We start from the raw sequence: 18,187 nt of genomic DNA, 5'->3' as shown, positions 1-18,187 counted from the left end.
CGCCTATGCCGACCGCACGTTCTCGCCGTTCGCCGAGCCGAACGTATCCATCGTCCCGTCGTAGACGCGCTCGCCGCGTCGCAGCGTCCACTCCGGGAAGACGCCCGTCCGCCCCTCGAACGGCGTCCACCCACATTTCGAGTGGAGTCGGTTCCCCCTGATCGGTCGCACCCGATCGAGGTCGTACAGCGCCAGATCGGCGTCCATCCCGGCCTCGATCCGGCCTTTCCGCGGCAGGTCGAACGTCGACGCCGGGTTCGCCGCCGTCAGGTCCCTGACGCGTTCGACCGTCAGCGGCCCCGAAAGCGTCTCGGCAAGGAGGAGCGGCACCAACGTCTCGACGCCGGGAACGCCGCTCGGGGCCGAAAGCAGCGTCGCGTCCTTCTCCTCGCGCGTGTGCGGGGCGTGGTCCGTAGCGAGCATGTCGACCCGGCCACGGACCACGCGATCGTAGAGCGCTTCCCGGCGCCGCTCGCTCCGGAGCGGCGGGTTCATTCGTCCGAGCGTGCCGAGATCGGCGAGGTCGTCGCGCGAGAGCAGGCAGTGATGCGGCGACACCTCGCAGGTCACAGTGTCGGGCGCGTCGGCGACGATATCGACCGCCTCGGGCGTGCTGGTGTGGGCGATGTGGAGGCGTGCGCCGGCGCCGACGCCGATCTCGACGGCGCGCTCGACGGCGGCGATTTCGGCCTCGGCAGCGCGGTAGGCGCTCCAGGCGTCGGCGTTCGCCTCCCGACCCGTCCCCTCGCCCGCTCGGTCGCGCGCGTGCTCGTCGAACAGCGTCGCGTCCTCGGCGTGGACGGTGACGGGGACGCCCGCCTCGCTCGCCCGGTGGACCGCGTCCTCGAACAGGTCGCCGTCGATACCCATCTCGCCCGTGGAGTCGGCGAGAAAGACCTCCCCGAGTGCGAAGAGGGGGCGGTCGAACAGCGTCTCGGGGTCCCAGTCGGGCGTGACGCCGCCGTTGATGCCGTAATCCACCAGCGAGTGCCGGGCGCAGAGTTCCTTCTGGTCGTAGGCGGCGCCGGTCGTCGTCGGCGGGTCGGTGTTGGGCTGGTCGACGACGGTCGTGACGCCGCCCGCGGCGGCGCTCCGGGAGCCGGTTCGCCACGTCTCCTTGTGCGGGGCGCCGGGCTCCCGGAAGTGGACGTGGGCGTCGACGGCGCCGGGGAGGAGGAGTCGGTCGGCGGCGTCGACGACCTCACTCCCCGACTCCAGACCGGTGCCGACCGCCTCGATGCGCTCTCCCTCGATGCGAACGTCGCGCACGCGACCGTCGGGAAGGGTCGCGTTCCGTACGAGCATGTCTTTCCGTTCGCCCGTACCGTCCTAAGTTCCCCCGTTTCCGAGCCGGTGGATGGTCGTCGGCTCGTCGCCGACGAGTTCCCGTTCGACCGCCGAGATCACCGACGCCGGATCGCTCGGCCCGCCCGCCGCCGCGACGCTCCCGACGCTCTCGGGGTCGAAGGGGTGGTCGAGGGCGTCGTACACCGCCGCCAGAACGCCCGCGAGGCCGTCGCGGTCGGCGACGACGACACAGCCGGCGACCAGCGCGGCGTCGGTCCGCACCCGCTGGGCGACGCCGACGACCTTCCCGTCACACTGCAACGAGTGACTCCCCGGACAGAAGGATTCGGGCGGTTCGCCGGGTGTGGCGTCGACGCCGAGGGCCGCGAGCGCCCGCCGGAGTCGTTCGGTCGCTGCGTCGTAGCGGTCGTCGAGGCCGGTCCGGTGGCCCTCGACGGGCACCGTGTGGGCGAAGGCGACGGTCGAGCCCGTGTAGGCGACGGCCCGCCCGCCGACCGACCGCTCGACCGCTTCGAAGCCGCGTTCGCGAGCGGCATCGGCGGCGCGGTCGTAGCCCGGCTCCGCCGCGTCACGGCGGCCGAACGCCACCTGGCGATGTGGCGTCCACACCCGCACCGCCGGCTCGCCCGTCTCCGCCGTCCGGTCGAGCATCGCGCGGGTTCGCTCCCGGTCGGCCGCCACCGTCTCCACCCGGCCCCTGAGGACACGCATAGTCCGGTGGAGGGCGTCGAGACGTATAGGCACACCCCACGCTCACGACCGTCAGTATAGTAGCGTTTGGAACTGTTTGCACACCTGATCGCCAGACTGCGTGGGATCAGATGTGAGATGACTTACAAGCGCCACTATATAAGCCCACCCGGCCCAACTCCCGGTATGGTCACGGTTCCGGCGTCGACGCTCGACCACTACCGACGGTTCTCCCGCTACAACTCCCCGTACCCCGCCCACGACCGGGGGTGTGCCATCGACCTCTATCCGGAGAGCAACCGCGGCATCTCGCCCGTCGCCGGCGAGGTGCTCGACACCCGCACCGTGGGCGCGCCGTCGCGACCCTACGCCGTTCCCGAGGATCACCTCGTCCTGGTCGACACCGGCGAGCATATCGCGCGAATCCTCCACGTCGATCCGGCCGTCATCCCCGGGGACACCGTCGTTGTCGGCGACTCGCTGGGCGAGATGGTCCGGTCGGGCTTCTTTGCCCCGTGGGTCGACAACCACGTCCACCTGGGCTTTCGCGAGCCGGGCGCGAACCCCTACCGGGCCGCGGGGTCGCTCCCCGTCGACATCGACATCGACGTGCGACCGCTGGACTGGGACGGTACCGGCGTCGTTCGCGAGGCCGGCGAGACGTACGTCGTCCTCGACGAGCCGGTGCATCCGAAGCCGGGGACGTGGGCGGGGCTGGCCGGCGGTCGGGGCGTCGTCCTCGACGGGGGCTACCCCCACTACGACGGCGGGGGCGTCCTACCGGGCGCCGACGGGCCGGTGTCGGTCGTCGGCGCGCGCGCCGGCGTCGCCGACGGGCGTCACGTGACGTGGGACGACGTATCGCTCTCGGCGAACGGGGCGTCGATCACCGGGCTGTCGCTGTTCGTCGCCCGCGACGCCGACTTCGGCGCGAAACTGGTCCATCCGGACCACGACTTCGCGGTCGGGGATCGCGTTACTGTGTCGGTGTCCTCCGAGTGAACTGTTTAGTCCGGTGGCGACCGCACACACCCACCGGGGGCTTTTGAATCCCCTTCTCCAAGGAGGGGGCGATGAGCGAGGATCCGGACGTCCCGGACCGCCCCGCCGACCGCGAGTCGCCGGTCGGCGCGCCCGTCGTCCGGGCCGACCCGGCGGTGACTGGCGAGCGGGCGACCGAGGCCGTCGGCTTCGACCCCGACGACCCCGAGAGCGTCCAGCTCGCCGCCGACACCGTGCGCTCTTTCGCCGAGAACACCGTCGGCTCCGAGGACCACGTCTACATGTTACGCGGGGCGGCGGCGTGTGCCGCGCTGGTTCGGGGCGTCGGCTCCTATAAGACGGCCGCGGAACGCGCCGGCGGCGACGTCTCCGTCGCCTTCATCCGGAAGTGGGCGCGGGTCCACGACCTGCCGCGGGCCATCCGTCGGCACGTCGCGCGCGGCACCATCGCCCCGACCGCCGCGAAACACATCGCGCGCGTCGCCGGCGACGACCGCTACGCGCTGGCGTGGGCGACGCTCGAACACGACCTTACCGTCCGTGAGATTCGCCGCCTCGCCAGCGAAGTCGGCAACGGCACCGACGTCGAGAGCGCGCTGTCGGAGCGTGACCTCACGTTCGGCCGCCTCGGCGTGACCCTCCCGCCGGATCAGTACATCGAGCTTCGGCGCCGGGCGTCGGTCGAGAACCGCGACCCCGACGGGCTGGTCGCGGACGCGCTGGACGAGTATCTGGAGCTGTGAGGATCGGTTCCGTCGGCCATATCTCCGGTTTTATCGGTACAGTTCGATACGAACTCGATATGAGTGCACCAGACCATCGAAAAGAGGGAGAGGCCAACTCAGCGAAGCGGTCGCCAAACATCAACTGATGCTGTCGGCTGTAACTGTTTCAAGATATTCGCCATCCCAGGATGGCGAATATCTTGATTGACTTACAGCCGGCAGTATGAGCAGAGAAGTTCGGGATCGATTGCTGACTCTCGTCGATCGAATAACGGCTCATCGTAAGCGTTTATACCCCTGCTCACATTCGTCAATTCGGGGCCGGTAGCTCAGTCAGGCAGAGCGTCTGGCTTTTAACGTGGTCGCTCGGTCGAACGGGCGGGTGCGGAAGTGACCAGACGGTCGGGGGTTCAACTCCCTCCCGGCCCGTGCACTGAACCGCCGAGTGACAACGAGGCGGTGAGGGAACCGGCAGGAAGGAGTCGAACCAGAGAGGTCGAGCACAGCGAAGCGAGCACGTCCGACCGTGGTTCAACTCCCTCCCGGCCCGCTTCTGCGAGGAACGAACGTGACGAGCGAAGCGGTTACGAGGGTGTTGAATGAGAGACCGCCAAGCGGTAGCGATGCAGTCGCGTGGTTCAACTCCCTCCCGGTCCGTGTTCCGGCGACCGACGGGTCCCTACCCGACCACCACCAACCGCGCCTCGGTCTCGCGTTCGCCGTCGACGACGACGCCGACGGTGTGGCGACCGCCGCTCGGATTCCGGGTCACGTCGTACTCGACGAACAGCGCGCCGTCGGTCCGTGGTTCGGCGAGCGTCACGACGAACGCGCCGCCGTCGGTACGCGTCTCGCTGACGGGGACGGGGTTGCCGTCGTCGGTCCGCACGCGGACGCCGTGTGCCGCCACTACCGAGGAGTCGAGCGAGCGGTAATCAACGGCGACGGAGCGCGTCGGCGCGTCGACTTCGAGGACGAGCGTGTGCGAGACAGGGGCGTCCGTTCCACCCGGCGCCGCGGGGTCCGCAAGGAGCGTCGTCCGCGGCTCGGGGTCGGCCGACGGACCGTCCGGACCGGCCACCGGCGCCCAGCACGCCACCTCGACGATGGCGGATCGTGGCGGCGGGACGGCGGTCGCATCCGACGGCGGGGCGTCGAGGGTACGGTCCCGGAGCCGTGGGGGGAACTGGGCAACGAGCCGTTCGAGTACCGCCCGGGGCGGGCGCGGTCGGCGAGGTGACACGGAGGAGTCCTCGCCGCCGAGTGCCTTGAGTAATCGGTGCGTATCGGCGGCTAATCGGGGGTTAATCGTCTATTCGCTCGCCCTGGTAGCTGCCGTCGTAGGTGCCGTCGTGGTTCGCCTCGGCGAAGACGAGTTGGGCGATCCGGGCGCCGGGTTCGATCTCCACGTCGCGGTGGACGGCGAGCAACCCCTCGCCGCGGCCCTCGTAGCCCGCGTCCCAGACGGCCGTGTGGAGCATACAGCCGTTTCGCATGAGCGACGAGCGGGGGTAGACGAAGCCGACGTGGCCCTCGGGGATCCGGATCGTCTCCCCGTACTGGGCGACGTAGCCACCGGCGGGAAGGACGTAGGCACCGGCGTCGGGATCGGGATCGAGCGTCGCCCGGTCGCCGATCCGCTTGCCGTCGCGGCCGATGCGTCCACGCTCTCGTGTCTCGAAGATGGCGTCGACGGTCAGGTCGACGCCGTTTGGCTGGACCTGTTCGGGCGCGACGGGCGAGACGTGATCGGCGACGAACGAACCGGCGCGAAACATACCGGGGGGTCGCCGAGACGGGACAAAACCGTGGCGGTCGTTCGGCGTGTGTCGAAGCGGGGTACGTTCGTAGTGAAAACCGCCGCGGGAGGAGTTAACGCGCTTCAACGCGGGATTTATATCCGTCGGCGGTCGATGGCCGGACGTTATGGGACAGACGCTCACGGAGAAGATCCTCGACGACCACCTCGTCGAGGGGGATCTCGAACCCGGCGAGGAGATCGGGATCGAGATCGACCAGGTACTCACACAGGACACCACCGGCACGATGGTCTGGCTGCAGTTCGAGGCGCTCGAACTCGACGAAGTGCAGACGGAACTCGCCGCGCAGTACTGTGATCACCAGACGTATCAGTTCGACTTTAAAAACACCGACGACCACCGGTTCCTGCGGTCGGCCGCGGGAACCTACGGCGCGTACTTCTCCCGCCCGGGCAACGGCATCTGCCACAACGTCCACAAGGAGAACTTCGCCGCCCCCGGCAAGACGATGCTCGGGTCGGACTCCCACACGCCGACGCCCGGCGGCCTCGGCGAACTCGCCATCGGCGCCGGTGGCCTCGACGTGGCCGTCGCGATGGGCGGCGGCCCCTACTTCGTCGAGATGCCCGAAGTCGTGAACGTCCGACTGGAGGGCGAACTCCCCGACTGGGCGTCCGCGAAGGACCTCATCCTCGAGATGCTGCGTCGCCTCTCGGTCAAGGGCGGCGTCGGCAAAGTGTTCGAGTACACCGGCCCCGGCGTGGAGAGCCTCTCGGTGCCCGAGCGAACGACGATCACGAACATGGGGACGGAACTCGGCGCGACCACCTCCATCTTCCCCACCGACGAGCACACGAAAGAGTACCTCGAACGCCAGGGCCGCGGCGACGAGTACGTCGAACTCTCGGCGGACGAGGACGCGGAGTACGCCGACGAAATCGTCGTCGACCTCTCGGAACTCGAACCGCTCATCTCCTGTCCGTCGATGCCCGACAACGTGGTGCCGGTCCGCGATGTTGCCGGCACCGACGTGGAGCAGGTCATCGTCGGCTCCTGTACCAACGGCGGCTACGAGGACATCCTCCCCGCCGCGAAGATGCTCAAGGGTCGCGAAATCAAGAAGGACCTCGAGATGATCGTCGCCCCCGGCTCGAAGCAGGCCGGCGAACTCCTCGCCCGCGAGGGCTGGACGGCCGAGATGATGGCCGCCGGCGTCAACGTCTCCGAAGCGACGTGTGGCCCCTGTATCGGCATCGGCCACGTCCCCGCCTCCGACTCCGTCTCCCTCCGGACTTTCAATCGGAACTTCGAGGGTCGGTCGGGCATCGAGAACGACTCGGTCTACCTCTGTTCGCCACAGGTGGCCGCAGCGGCGGCGTTGGCCGGCGAAATCGTCGATCCGCGCGATCTGGCCGAGGAACTCGGCGATCTGGAGTCACCCGGCGTCGAACTCCCGGACCAGTACGACGGCTCGAAAGCCGACATCATCGAACCCGACGAGGCGGTCGACGACGACCTTATCAAGGGTCCGAACATCGGTGACGTGCCGCTGAAGGACCCGCTCGGGGCCGACATCGGCGGCGAGACCCTCCTCAAGATGGAGGACAACATCACCACCGATCACATCATCCCCGCCACCTCGGACATCCTCAAGTTCCGCTCGAACATCGACAAACTCTCGGAGTTCACGCTCTCGCGTGTCGACGAGACGTTCGCGGAGCGCGCCAGGGCCTCCGATCACGGCATCCTCGTGGCCGGCGAGAACTACGGCCAGGGCTCCTCCCGCGAACACGCGGCGATGTGTCCGATGTATCTCGGCGTCGAGGCCGTCCTCGCGCAGTCTTTCGCCCGCATCCACAAGGCGAACCTGTTCAACTTCGGCCTCCTACCCCTGACCATCGACGAGGCGACCTACGACCGCATCGAACAGGGCGACCACATCGAGGTCGTCGACGACGTGGCCGACGCGGTGGCGTCGGGCGCGGAGGAGTTCACCATCCGCGTCAACGACGACTGGGAGGCGACCGCCCAGTTCGACGCCTCCGAACGCGAGCGTGAAATCCTCGCGGCCGGCGGCAAACTCACCCTCACGAAACAGCAGTACGAAGAGGGTGCCGGCGGCGCGACGCCCGCCGACGACTGACCGCACTCAGTCGCTCTCGCCCGATTCTTTTTCAACTAGCGGTTCGAGCCACGGGTACAGGACGACGAGCGGAATCGCGCCGAGTACCACGCCGTGTGTGACCGTATTGCCCACGACGCTCGCGCCGGCATCGAGCGGACTGGCATCGGTCGCGAACACCAGAAACGCCAGCCCCTCGAAGACGGCCTGTCCGAACGCGCCGAGGATCGCGGCGACGGTCTGTGCGCGCCGCGCGGTCGGATCGTTAGCGACGCGATGGAGATACCAGCCGAAAAGCGTGAACCCGACGACGTAGCCGATGAAGCCGACGGGATCGTCGAGTTCGTAGCCCTCCGCGACATCGAGGGCCCCTTCACCGATCGCGGCGCCCAGGCCCGCCGAGAGCGTCAGGAAGCCGTATCGGACGACCGCGATCAGGAGGTAGGGGAGAAAGAACGGCTTCAGATCCACGTCCAGGGCCAACTCGCCCGGCGCCTCGGCGACCAGAAGGCCAACGGTGAACAACAGCCCGCTCAGTACGCCGACGCCGACCACGTGGAGCGGATCGATACCGCGCGCGCCCCGTTCCGCTCGCTGTGCAGCCATTAGTCGTCGCTTCGCAACTCCGAACTAAAACCTCACTCCCCGAGTATCAATCGAGAGACCAGCACGGGAGCGGTATATAGAGCACATACGAGAGTTCTTTACCGGCCGCCGACTCGGTCACCCCGATGAGTGCTCGCTTCCCCGGTCGGTGGCTGCGACGCGATCCGGGACGTGTCGGGATGTGGGTGCTGTGGACGGGCTTTCTGAGTGCGTACCTGCTCTTTTTCTATCATTACAACGACGCCCGGGAAATCGCGGACGCGGAGGTGGACGGCTACCTCGAAGTCGTCCTGTTGGGCGTGCCGCTCGTCGTCCTCTTTGGCTCCCTCGTCTGGATGTCGGAGTCCGACGTGGAGCGGGCGCTCCACTACCGGGTCGTCGTCTGGGTTGTCGGGGTCGCCGTACTCTTTCTGATCGCCGTGGCGACGGCCCTGTTCGTCCTCGAGCCACAGTACGACCGGGGCGAACACCTGCTGTTGCTGTTGATGGCGACCGGGTTCGGTGCGTCGATGGGTACCGTGACGGGCGTCGTCGAAGCCCGGTCGATCAACCGCGGTCGGGCACAGGAACGGGCGGCCGTCGAGGCGCGTCGCCGGAAACACGAGCAACAGCGCCTGGAGTATCTGAACCAGTATCTCCGCCACGAGGTGCTCAACGAGATCAACAAGATCGACGGCTACGCCGACCTGCTGGCGGCACGGACGAACGGGGAAGCCAACGAGTGGGCGCGGATCATCGGCCGGTCGAGTAGCGAGGTGGGGACGTTCGTCTCCTCGATCCGGGCGATCATGAACGCCGACGGCGAGAACCTGCGCATCCAGCCGACGGACGTGACCGCCATCGCCGAGGCGACGGCCGAGCGGGTGAACGTCGACGAGGGGCGCGCGACGGTGACCGTGGACGCGTCCGGTCCGGTGTACGCTGCCGCCGGCGACCTGCTCGACCGGGTGTTCGTCAACCTCGTCGAGAACGCGACCCTGCACTGCGACGACCCGACCGTCCGGATCGGCATCCGGGCCGACGACGACATCGTCGTCGTCCGAGTGTGTGACGACGGACCGGGTATCCCCGACGCGGCGCGGGCGACGCTGTTCGACCCCCCGGAATCCGGCGATCACGGCTACGGCCTGTTTTTGAGCCAGCATCTCGTCGAACTGTACGGCGGACGGTTACGCCTCGAAACCACCGGCCCCGACGGCACCGTGTTCCGGCTACGGCTCGAATCGGCGAGCGCCACCGATCGACCGCCCAGAACGGACGCGGAGACCGTATCGCCCCGCGCCCCCGAGCGGACCGCGCCCTGACCGTCCGAGGTATTTTGCTGCCGTCGGTCGTACCGTCTCGCGTGGCCGCTCCCACGACGCCAGCCGGCGTGACCATCCGCGGCGCCGAGCAGTCGGATCTAGGATCGATCGTCGACATCGAACGCGCTGCCTTCGATCAGCCGTGGCCCTACACGGCCTTCGAGCGGTTTCTCGACGAACCGGGGTTTCTGGTCGCGGTGGAGTCGAGCGTGGAACACGACGGGCCGGACGCAGTGGTCGGCTACGTCGTCGGCGACGTGACGCCCAACTTCGGGCGCGACATCGGACACGTGAAGGACCTCGCCGTCGCCGACGCGGCCCGCCATCGCGGCATCGGCCGGTCGTTGCTCGTCCGTTCGCTCGTCACCCTCGAAGTCGACGGCGCGGAGGTAGTGAAACTGGAGGTGCGCGAGAGCAACGACGCCGCCCGAACGCTGTACCGCGACGTTGGCTTCGAAACCGCCCGGCGCGTCCCACGGTACTACCGGGACGGCGAGGACGCCCTCGTGATGGTACTGGGCGTGGCCGAGTGGCGTGACGGCGACGGCGAGGCCGAACCCTAATACCTCTCAGGCCCCGTGTGCCGACCATGGGATACGCCTGCCCGGTCTGTGCGACGCCCCAGCGCGACGCCGACCACCTCGCGAACCACCTCGCTTTCACCGCCATGCTCCACGGCGACGCCCACGAGACGTGGCTGGACGAACACGCGCCGGGGTGGGGCGAGGCGGGCGTCGACGAACTGGCGCCGGTCGTCGTCGAGTACGCCAAGGACGCCGACTACGACGAGATGTTCGAGGAGCGGGTGCCGGAGGGGGCGGCCGGCGAGGTGCCGGAGGGGGCGGCCGGCGACCACAATCACGCGCACGGACGACGGCCGACCGACACCGCCGACGGCGACGTTCGGCGCGTCCTCGCGGAGGCCCGCGAGATGACGCAGGCGATGCTCGACGCGGACGGCGACGACGACGATACCAACTCCTAAGCCGCCGCCGGCAGGAGGCAACGTATGGAGACCGAAGGCGTGTTCGACCCCGAGACGCTCGCGGACGCCCGCGAGGCCTACGAGTCGGTCGGCCCGGCGGCGCAGACGGTCGTTCGCGAGACGGCGACGGCGATGGAGTTCGACCGCGAGGAGTACCACGACCGCGTGACGAGCGACGTGGTGGAGACGGCCCGTGACGCCCTCTTCGCCTCGTTGCTCGTCGTCCACGTTGGGGACCGTGAAACGTTCGAGGACTGGCGCGCCGACGCCGACGCCGACGTGACCCTCCTCGGCAGCGAGGCAGTCGACCACGTCGTCTGGCACGTCGCCCGCTTCGCGGACGCCGCCGTCGCCGCAACGTTCCAGGAGGAACGCGACGCGGCGGTCGCGACGTGTCGCCGGGGGGCGTTCGGACGGCTCTACCGCGACGAACTGTAGGGCGAAAGGCGTTTGAGCCGGCCGCGCCAACGGCCCCCGTGCGACCGATCACCCGCCGCGCGCTCCTCGGGTTCGCGCTCGTCTGTCTCGCCCTCCTCGCTCTCGGCGCCCTTCCCTCCCTCCTGGGGACCGGCGAGCCGTACTACCTGACGGCCACGCCCACCGAGGCGGACGGCCCGACGGTGAACGTCACGAACCTCTCCGAGCGTCGCTACCCGTATCTCACTGCGGCCATCGAATCGGAATCGGGACGGTCCGAGCCCTACCGGCGGGGACCGCTCGGTCTGAAAGAGTCGTTCGCCCACTCGCCGTTCGACGAGCGTGACGGGCTGATCGCCCGGAATCCCGACGCCCGGCGCGAGAGCGGAGTCCTCGTGACTCACGGCGACGAGCGGTACGTCGTGGCGGTGACGCGCGGATGACCGACCCACGAGACCACGACTGGCCGGTGATCGAGTCGGTGACGGCGTACGAAACCGGCTGGTACACCGGCGGCTACGACCTGGTCGAACAGCCCGACGGCTCGACGAAACGCTACTACTGGGCGGAGTTGCCACCCGCGGCGGTGGTAGTGGCCGTCGTCGACGACCGGGTGCTCTTCGTCGAGCAGTTTCGGCCGACGATACGGGAGACACAGCTCGAACTCCCGGCGGGCATCGTCGAGGACGGCGAGTCGTTCACGACGGCCGCGGCGCGGGAACTCGAGGAGGAGACGGGCTTTGCCCCCGACTCGACGGCGCTGCTCCAGGAGTTTCCGACCTGTACCGGGCTGTTGCGTCACCGTCGCGGCATCGTCTTCGCCGAGGGGTTGACGCCCGGGGCGCGGGAACTCGACTCGAACGAGTTCCTGACGGTCCGGACGGTCCCCGTCTCGGAGGCACTCGACGTGGCCCGGACCCCGCCGACCAACGACGCCACGATCGAGGGCATCCTGCTCGCGCACGAGGAAGGGCTGTTGTAAGCAAAGCAGTGAACAGCCACGGTAACGGCCCGTCACCGACCGATGAGAGTCGTTGCGGGACTGCGCCGGGGCGTCCGGGGACGCCGACGATGACACCACACAATCTAAGTCCGATCGGAACGGACCGACCGGTGATGGTCCCCGATGTTCCTCCCCGCTCGAACCGCCCGCGAGCCCTCTCCCCAGCCGATCGGTCCGCGGTGGCAACGCCATGACTGATCGGTCCGCCGCCGTCGCGCTCGCGCTCGTCGCCGTCCTCGCCGCGAGCGCCGTCACGCTCGGTGCCGGCGTCGCGACGGCCCAGAGTCAGGTTATCGTCCAGTCGGTCACGGTCGAGCCGTCAGCGCCGAACGTCGGCGAGGACGTAACCATCACCGCGACGATCAAAAACTTCGAGAGCAGCGCCGCGTCCGCAGAGATCACACAGGTCTCGCTTCGGTCGGGCATCGACAGGATCGCGACCACCGAGGATCTGGGGACGCTCGGAGCCGGCGGCACGGCCAACGTGCCGCTGACGACCGACTTCGAGACGCCGGGGCGGAAGGACCTCACGCTTTACGTCTACGGACAGAGCGCCGAGGGCGGCGTCTTCAACATCCAGTATCCGGTGACGGTGTCGGTCAACGAGGGTGACGGCGACGTACAACTGTCGCTGAAGACGCCGACCGATAGCCCGTCGACGGAGAGCCGGGTTACCGTCACCGCCGCCAACGGGGCCGATACCAACGTCTCCAACCTCCGGCTGACGCTCTCTGGGCCGAACGCCACCGTCGACGACACCACCCGCGTGAACGCGTCGCTCGCTGCCGGCAGCGAGCGACGGGTCGAGTACGACGTGACTTTCGACGGTCCCGGCCGGCACCCGCTCGCAGCGACGCTCGAATACCGCGACGCCGACGGTGACCGGAAGACGGTCACCGAATCACGAACGTTCGACATCGAGCCGCCCAACGTCGACGCCGAACTCGACGCGGAGGTGGTACGAGAGAACGGCACGGCCCGAATCGACGCCTCGCTCACCAACTTCGGCAACGTCCCGCTGGAGGAGGTCCGGTTGCGCGCCGAATCGGGCGGCGAGACGGTGGCTCGCAAACTCGTCGAGGACGTGCGGACGGAGTCGACGCGGAGCGTCTCGATCAGCGAGTCGAGCCTCCCGGCCGGGCTCGTCACCCTGCGGGCGGTGTACGAGGCCACCGGCGAGCGCCGGGAGACGGTGACGACCGTCGACTTCGCACCGACGACCGACGGGCGGATTGCGCTGACCGGGATCGAGGTGATCCCGACCGGCGGCTCGATCCGGCTCGCCGGCAGCGCCTCGAACACCGGCGAGACGGCCGTGACCGGCGCCGTCGTCAGCGTCGTCGGAACCGAGCGCGTGACGCCGGTGTCGCCCGCGAAGGACTACTTCGTCGGGAACGTCCCGGCGGGCGAGTTCACCTCGTTCGAACTGACGGCACGCCTGGCGGGCAACCGGACGGACACGGTGCCGGTTCGGGTCAGTTACATCGCGGACGGCGAGCAGTACTCCAGAGTCGTCGACGTGACGATCAACGACGTCGGGGGCGTCCCGGCCGGGGCGACCGGAGGCGACGGGCCGGACGGTCCACCCGGCAGCGGTGGGGGCGGCTTCCTCGGACTCGGGAGTATCGACGTGCTCGGCATTCTGCTCCGCCTCGCCGCCGTCGTCGCCGTAGGTGGCGGGGTGATCTACTGGTGGCAACGCCGCGGCGAGGAGGAGGGATGAGCGATCCGGACGGAGGCGCCGTGGCCGGCGTCGACCCGGTGGCCGAACTCGACGATGTGGGCAAGGAGTACCGAAGCGGCGGCGAAACGATCGCCGCCCTCTCCCACGTCGATTTCGCCGTCGAGCCGGGCGAGATGGTCGCCGTCATCGGACCCAGCGGCTCCGGGAAGAGCACGCTCCTCAACCTCCTCGGTCTCCTCGACGTGCCCACCTCGGGAACGGTGCGTCTCGACGACGAGGACGTGACCGACCACGACGACGAGGCACGAACGATGGCGCGTCGGCGGACCATCGGCTTCGTCTTCCAGTCGTTTCACCTCGTTCCCATGCTGACCGCCGTCGAGAACGTCCTCGTCCCCACGATGTTCGTCTCGGGGGATCGGACGGGCCGGGCCCGAGAGTTGCTGGAGCGGGTGGGACTCGGTGATCGACTCGACCACCGACCGGACCAACTCTCCGGTGGCCAGCGCCAGCGCGTCGCCATCGCCCGGGCGCTGGTGAACGAGCCCCGCCTCGTGCTCGCGGACGAGCCGACCGGGAACCTGGACCGCGACACCGGCCGTCGCATCCTCGAGGAGTTCGAGCGCATCAGCGTCGAGGAGGAGGTGGGCGTGGTGGCGGTCACCCACGACGAACTGGTGACGGAGTTCACCGACCGCACGGTCGAGCTAATCGACGGGGTGATCCAGTGATCGATCCCCTCGACGCGCCGGCGCTACGGATGGCGTGGCTCAACCTCCAGCGAAACCGGCTTCGGACCGGGCTGGCGACTCTGGGTATCGTCATCGGCGTCGTCGCCATCGCCGCGATCGGGATCACGGGGACGGCGCTCCAGTACGGCGCGACCCAGGAACTTGGCGGGCTCTCGAACACCGTGACGGTGTTCCCCGGCGACGAAAACGAGGACAACGTCATCACCGATCAGCAGGTCGACTCGATCGAGCGGGTGGCCACCGGCGCCGTGGTCGCCCCCCAGCGCACCGAGACGATGGCGGTCGCCTCCCGGTCGGAGCGCCGACGAGTGACCGTCCAAGCGGTGTCCCGCCCCGATGCGCTCTACGACGTCGCCGAGGGAACCGTTCCGTCGCCGATGCGGAGCGGCGCCCTGCTCAACGCCGACATCGCGGCGGAACTCGGAGTGGAACTCGGACAGACCGTCTCCATCGGCGGCCGTTCGTACCGCATCATCGCCATCCTGGACGAACCCGGTGGGTTCGGGCAGGGCGTCTCGGTCGTCATCCCGCTCGACGACGTCGATCAGGACGGCTACGATCAGGTGACCGTCGTCGCCGCGGACGGCGAGGAGGCACAGCGACTGGCCGAGGAGATTCCGGCCGAACTGAACGAGCGCGAGGAGGTCGTGGGCACGTTTACCCCTGCGGACATCCAGGAGAGCGTCAGCGGCTTCTTCGCGACACTCAACGCCGCACTCCTCGGCGTCGGCTCGATCTCGCTGGTCGTCGCCGGCGTCAGCATCCTGAACGTCATGTTGATGAGCGTCGTCGAGCGACGCGCCGAAATCGGGGTGTTTCGGGCGGTCGGCATCCGACGGCGGGAGGTGATGCGGATGATCGTCGCGGAGGCCGCCCTCCTCGGTGTCCTCGGAGGAGCGGTCGGCGTTGCCCTCTCGACCGTGATCGGCTGGGCCGTCAACGGCCAACTCAACGGCCAGCCGATGCTCGTCTTCCAGCCCCGCAATCTCGAGTTCCTGGCGCTCGGATTCGGCTTCGCCGTCCTCGCGAGCACGCTCAGCGGGATCTACCCCGCGTGGAAGGCGTCGACGGCGAACCCCGTCGAGGTGCTGCGGGGGTAGCATCGGTGGGAAACGATTATGTAAGCCAGTGCGCAAGCCCCGGTAGTTATGGGACGGACTCTCACGGAGAAGATTCTGGCGGATCATCTCGTCGACGGCGAGGTCGAAACGGGGTCGGAGGTCGGCATCGCGGTGGATCAGACCATCGCTCACGACCTGACGGGGACGATGGCGTGGCTCCAGTTCGAGGCGCTCGGCCTCGACGAGGTACAGGTCGAGGTGGCCGGCCAGCACTGCGACCACCAGACCTACCAGCCCGATTTCAAAGTCTCCGACGACCACCGATTTCTCCGGTCGGCGGCGGGCACGTACGGCGCCTACTTCGCGCGGCCGGGGACCGGTATCCTCCACCAGGTCCACAAGGAGAACTTCACGGCGCCGGGCAAGACGCTCATCGGCGCCGACTCACACACCCCCACCGCCGGCGGCCTGGGCTGTCTCGGCATCGGTACCGGCGGCCTCGACGTGGCCACCGCGATGGGCGGTGCCCCCTTCTACCTCGACGTGCCCGAAGTCGTGAACGTCCGACTGGAGGGCGAACTCCCCGAGTGGTCGACCGCGAAGGACGTGATCCTCGAACTCCTGCGGCGGTTCTCGGTCAAGGAGGGCGTCGGCAAGGTATTCGAGTACACCGGCCCCGGCGTCGAGAGCCTCTCGGCGCACGAACGCACCGTCGTCACCAACATGGGGACGGAACTCGGCGCGACCACCTCGGTTTTCCCCACCGACGAGCGGACGAAGGAGTTCTTCGAGCGACTCGGGCGGCCGGAGGATTACGTCGAGGTGCAACCCGATCCCGACGCGGAGTACGACGACGAAATCGTCGTCGACCTCTCGGAGATCGAACCCCTCATCGCCTGCCCGTCGATGCCCGACAACGTGGTGCCGGTCCGCGAGGTGGCGGGCATCGAGACGGATCAGGTGCTCGTCGGCTCCTGTACCAACGGCGCCTACGAAGATATCCTCCCGGTGGCGAAGATGCTTCGGGACCGCGAGGTGGCGAAGCGAACGGAGACAATCGTCGCGCCGGGGTCGAAACAGGCCGCGGAGATGGCCGCGCGAAACGGCCTCACCGCCGAGTTGATGGCCGCCGGCGTCAACATCTCCGAGGCGACGTGTGGCGCCTGCATCGGCGCGGGCCACGTCCCCGCCAGCGAGTCGGTGAGCGTGCGCACCTTCAACCGCAACTTCGAGGGGCGGTCGGGGATGGAAGACGACGCGGTCTATCTCTGTTCGCCCGAGGTGGCGGCGGCGACGGCGCTGACCGGCGAGATCACCGACCCCCGCGACCTGGCCGACGAACTCGACGACCTGGCGGCGCCGGGCTTCGAGTACCCCGACCGCTACATCGGCGCCAGCGAGTCGGACATCATCATGCCCGACGAGGCGGTCGACGACGGCCTCGTCAAGGGGCCGAACATCGACGAGGTGCCGCTGAAAGACCCGCTTGGCGCCTCCCTCGCCGGCCCGGCGCTTCTGAAAATGCCCGACAACATCACGACCGACCACGTGATTCCGGCGACCCAGGAAGTGTCGGTCTACCGGTCGAACGTCCCCAAGCTATCGGAGTTCACGCTCAAGCGGGTCGACGAAACCTTCGCCCGGCGGGCGGCCGAAGCCGACGGGGGCTTCCTCGTCGCGGGCGAGAACTACGGCCAGGGCTCCTCCCGTGAACACGCCGCGCTCTGTCCGATGTATCTCGGTATCCACGGCGTCCTCGCACAGTCCTTTGCGCGCATCCACAAGTCCAACCTCATCAACTTCGGCCTCCTGCCGCTGACCATCGACGCCGAAACCTACGACCGCATCGAACAGGGCGACGGGATCGAAATCGTCGATGACGCGGTCGACGCGGTCGAGAGCGGCCAAGAGACGGTCACGATCCGCGTCGACGACGAGTGGGAAGCCGAGGCCCACCTCGACGCCAACGGGCGACAGCGGGAACTCCTCGCGGCCGGCGGGAAACTCCCGCACACCCGCCAGCAGTTCGGCGACAGCGTCGGAGAAGAGGTCTGAACGCGGCGTGACGACTGTCGATCCCGGGCTCCGGCCGGTCGCGCGACCGGCACGTCACAACAGGTCGTCGTTACACTGGGCACAGACAGCCATCTCGTTGACCGACTCCGTGGCGGGGTTCTCGCCGCAGAGTTCGCACGCTTCGACCGTCGGCGCTCGCGGCCCGGCCGGACCGGCGTGCTGCCCGGCGTCGGCGCGTTCGCCCTCGCTCGCCCCCTCGACCATCGCCTCGTGGGGAAGCGACGGGCCCCGAATCCGCGTGATGTAGAGGACGACGCCGAGCAGTGCGAGCGACCCGACGAGGAAGCCGATTTCGAAGGCCATGGGCGCCTATACGTGCTGGACGTTCGTTAGCGTTTCCCACGAGCGTGTAGCAGTCACGGCTCCGACAGCCCCCACGCGATCCGGTCCCAGAATCGCTCGTAAGCGTAGTACGTCCCCGTTTTGACGGCGTTGGCGACGATGCCGATGCTCGCCGCGTCGCGCAGGTCACCGAGAACGAGCCACGCGACGACGACGGTGACGACGATCATCAGCAGCCGGTAGCCGAGTGTCTTGACGAGGGCGCGCGAACGCGGCTGCCGTGGCGAACCGGTCACGGCGCTCGGTGGCATGGCGAACGTTCGGGCCGCCAGCCACATAAGTAACTAGTATCAGTTACATTATGTCGGGGGAGAAACGTCGAACGGTTGTTTCGCGGCCGCGATATCGGT

The 18,187-nt window shown here is 68.4% G+C and carries 20 protein-coding genes and 1 tRNA gene; 14 read left to right on the top strand and 7 right to left on the bottom strand.

Annotated elements, in window-relative coordinates; translation table 11 throughout:
- Positions 1–3: 3 nt before the first annotated feature.
- Positions 4–1,305: a dihydroorotase gene (locus HALNA_RS03025; RefSeq protein WP_049934917.1), complete on the bottom strand. Its 1,302-nt coding sequence runs from the start codon at positions 1,303–1,305 to the stop codon at positions 4–6.
- 24 nt (positions 1,306–1,329) lie between these two features.
- On the bottom strand, positions 1,330–2,019 hold the full coding sequence (locus HALNA_RS03020; protein ID WP_049934916.1) for a lipoate--protein ligase family protein: 690 nt from the start codon (positions 2,017–2,019) through the stop codon (positions 1,330–1,332).
- Between the two features lie 165 nt (positions 2,020–2,184).
- On the opposite strand from HALNA_RS03020, the gene HALNA_RS03015 reads away from it, so the two are divergent.
- The 3 genes from HALNA_RS03015 to HALNA_RS03005 all read left to right on the top strand — a co-directional run bounded on the left by HALNA_RS03015 (position 2,185) and on the right by HALNA_RS03005 (position 4,154).
- Positions 2,185–3,000: a hypothetical protein gene (locus HALNA_RS03015; protein WP_049934915.1), complete on the top strand. Its 816-nt coding sequence runs from the start codon at positions 2,185–2,187 to the stop codon at positions 2,998–3,000.
- Between the two features lie 71 nt (positions 3,001–3,071).
- Entirely contained in the window at positions 3,072–3,743 is a 672-nt protein-coding gene (locus tag HALNA_RS03010) for a DUF7119 family protein (protein ID WP_049934914.1), read from the top strand.
- Between the two features lie 300 nt (positions 3,744–4,043).
- Positions 4,044–4,154 (top strand) — tRNA-Lys (locus HALNA_RS03005).
- 250 nt (positions 4,155–4,404) lie between these two features.
- Here HALNA_RS03005 and HALNA_RS03000 read toward each other — a convergent pair.
- Together HALNA_RS03000 and HALNA_RS02995 are read right to left on the bottom strand one after the other, a co-directional pair.
- Positions 4,405–4,968, bottom strand: coding sequence for a hypothetical protein (locus HALNA_RS03000; protein WP_049934913.1), 564 nt, complete (start codon positions 4,966–4,968; stop codon positions 4,405–4,407).
- 61 nt (positions 4,969–5,029) lie between these two features.
- Positions 5,030–5,503: a deoxyuridine 5'-triphosphate nucleotidohydrolase gene (locus HALNA_RS02995; protein ID WP_049934912.1), complete on the bottom strand. Its 474-nt coding sequence runs from the start codon at positions 5,501–5,503 to the stop codon at positions 5,030–5,032.
- 148 nt (positions 5,504–5,651) lie between these two features.
- Here HALNA_RS02995 and HALNA_RS02990 point away from each other — a divergent pair, with 148 nt between their 5' ends.
- Positions 5,652–7,628: an aconitate hydratase gene (locus HALNA_RS02990; RefSeq protein ID WP_049934911.1), complete on the top strand. Its 1,977-nt coding sequence runs from the start codon at positions 5,652–5,654 to the stop codon at positions 7,626–7,628.
- A gap of 6 nt (positions 7,629–7,634) precedes the next feature.
- Here HALNA_RS02990 and HALNA_RS02985 read toward each other — a convergent pair whose 3' ends face one another.
- Positions 7,635–8,213 (bottom strand): hypothetical protein, encoded by a 579-nt coding sequence (locus HALNA_RS02985; RefSeq protein WP_049934910.1) that lies wholly within the window; start codon positions 8,211–8,213, stop codon positions 7,635–7,637.
- 125 nt (positions 8,214–8,338) lie between these two features.
- Here HALNA_RS02985 and HALNA_RS02980 point away from each other — a divergent pair, with 125 nt between their 5' ends.
- From HALNA_RS02980 to HALNA_RS02935, 10 genes are all read left to right on the top strand, one after another.
- Positions 8,339–9,517 (top strand): sensor histidine kinase, encoded by a 1,179-nt coding sequence (locus HALNA_RS02980; RefSeq protein WP_049934909.1) that lies wholly within the window; start codon positions 8,339–8,341, stop codon positions 9,515–9,517.
- A gap of 41 nt (positions 9,518–9,558) precedes the next feature.
- The gene (gene rimI, locus HALNA_RS02975; RefSeq protein ID WP_049934908.1) at positions 9,559–10,080 is read left to right on the top strand and encodes a ribosomal protein S18-alanine N-acetyltransferase; all 522 of its coding nucleotides are present in this window, start codon (positions 9,559–9,561) and stop codon (positions 10,078–10,080) included.
- A gap of 26 nt (positions 10,081–10,106) precedes the next feature.
- The gene (locus HALNA_RS02970) at positions 10,107–10,502 is read left to right on the top strand and encodes a DUF5810 domain-containing protein (RefSeq protein WP_049934907.1); all 396 of its coding nucleotides are present in this window, start codon (positions 10,107–10,109) and stop codon (positions 10,500–10,502) included.
- A gap of 24 nt (positions 10,503–10,526) precedes the next feature.
- Complete coding sequence (locus HALNA_RS02965; RefSeq protein ID WP_049934906.1) at positions 10,527–10,940, top strand: DUF5809 family protein; 414 nt, start codon at positions 10,527–10,529, stop codon at positions 10,938–10,940.
- Between the two features lie 38 nt (positions 10,941–10,978).
- Positions 10,979–11,362: a hypothetical protein gene (locus HALNA_RS02960; protein ID WP_049934905.1), complete on the top strand. Its 384-nt coding sequence runs from the start codon at positions 10,979–10,981 to the stop codon at positions 11,360–11,362.
- A complete protein-coding gene (locus HALNA_RS02955) occupies positions 11,359–11,901 on the top strand; it encodes an NUDIX hydrolase (protein WP_049934904.1) in 543 nt (180 codons plus the stop codon). The genes HALNA_RS02960 and HALNA_RS02955 overlap by 4 nt, the downstream gene beginning before the upstream one ends.
- A 211-nt stretch (positions 11,902–12,112) precedes the next feature.
- The gene (locus tag HALNA_RS02950; protein WP_049934903.1) at positions 12,113–13,645 is read left to right on the top strand and encodes a COG1361 family protein; all 1,533 of its coding nucleotides are present in this window, start codon (positions 12,113–12,115) and stop codon (positions 13,643–13,645) included.
- Entirely contained in the window at positions 13,642–14,337 is a 696-nt protein-coding gene (locus tag HALNA_RS02945; protein WP_049934902.1) for an ABC transporter ATP-binding protein, read from the top strand. The genes HALNA_RS02950 and HALNA_RS02945 overlap by 4 nt, the downstream gene beginning before the upstream one ends.
- Positions 14,334–15,458, top strand: coding sequence for an ABC transporter permease (locus tag HALNA_RS02940; protein ID WP_245575984.1), 1,125 nt, complete (start codon positions 14,334–14,336; stop codon positions 15,456–15,458). Before HALNA_RS02945 ends, HALNA_RS02940 begins: the two co-directional genes overlap by 4 nt.
- Before the next feature lie 48 nt (positions 15,459–15,506).
- Entirely contained in the window at positions 15,507–17,474 is a 1,968-nt protein-coding gene (locus HALNA_RS02935; protein WP_049934901.1) for an aconitate hydratase, read from the top strand.
- 54 nt (positions 17,475–17,528) lie between these two features.
- Here the strand turns inward: HALNA_RS02935 and HALNA_RS02930 are convergent, their stop codons facing one another.
- Together HALNA_RS02930 and HALNA_RS02925 are read right to left on the bottom strand one after the other, a co-directional pair.
- A complete protein-coding gene (locus tag HALNA_RS02930; RefSeq protein ID WP_049934900.1) occupies positions 17,529–17,798 on the bottom strand; it encodes a hypothetical protein in 270 nt (89 codons plus the stop codon).
- A gap of 53 nt (positions 17,799–17,851) precedes the next feature.
- Positions 17,852–18,088, bottom strand: a complete 237-nt coding sequence (locus tag HALNA_RS02925; protein WP_049937935.1) for a DUF2061 domain-containing protein — start codon at positions 18,086–18,088, stop codon at positions 17,852–17,854.
- Positions 18,089–18,187: the final 99 nt, after the last annotated feature.

The organism is Haloplanus natans DSM 17983 (assembly GCF_000427685.1).
In the GTDB taxonomy this organism is placed as follows: Archaea; Halobacteriota; Halobacteria; order Halobacteriales; family Haloferacaceae; genus Haloplanus; species Haloplanus natans.
This window is presented reverse-complemented; position numbering and strand designations above follow the sequence as displayed.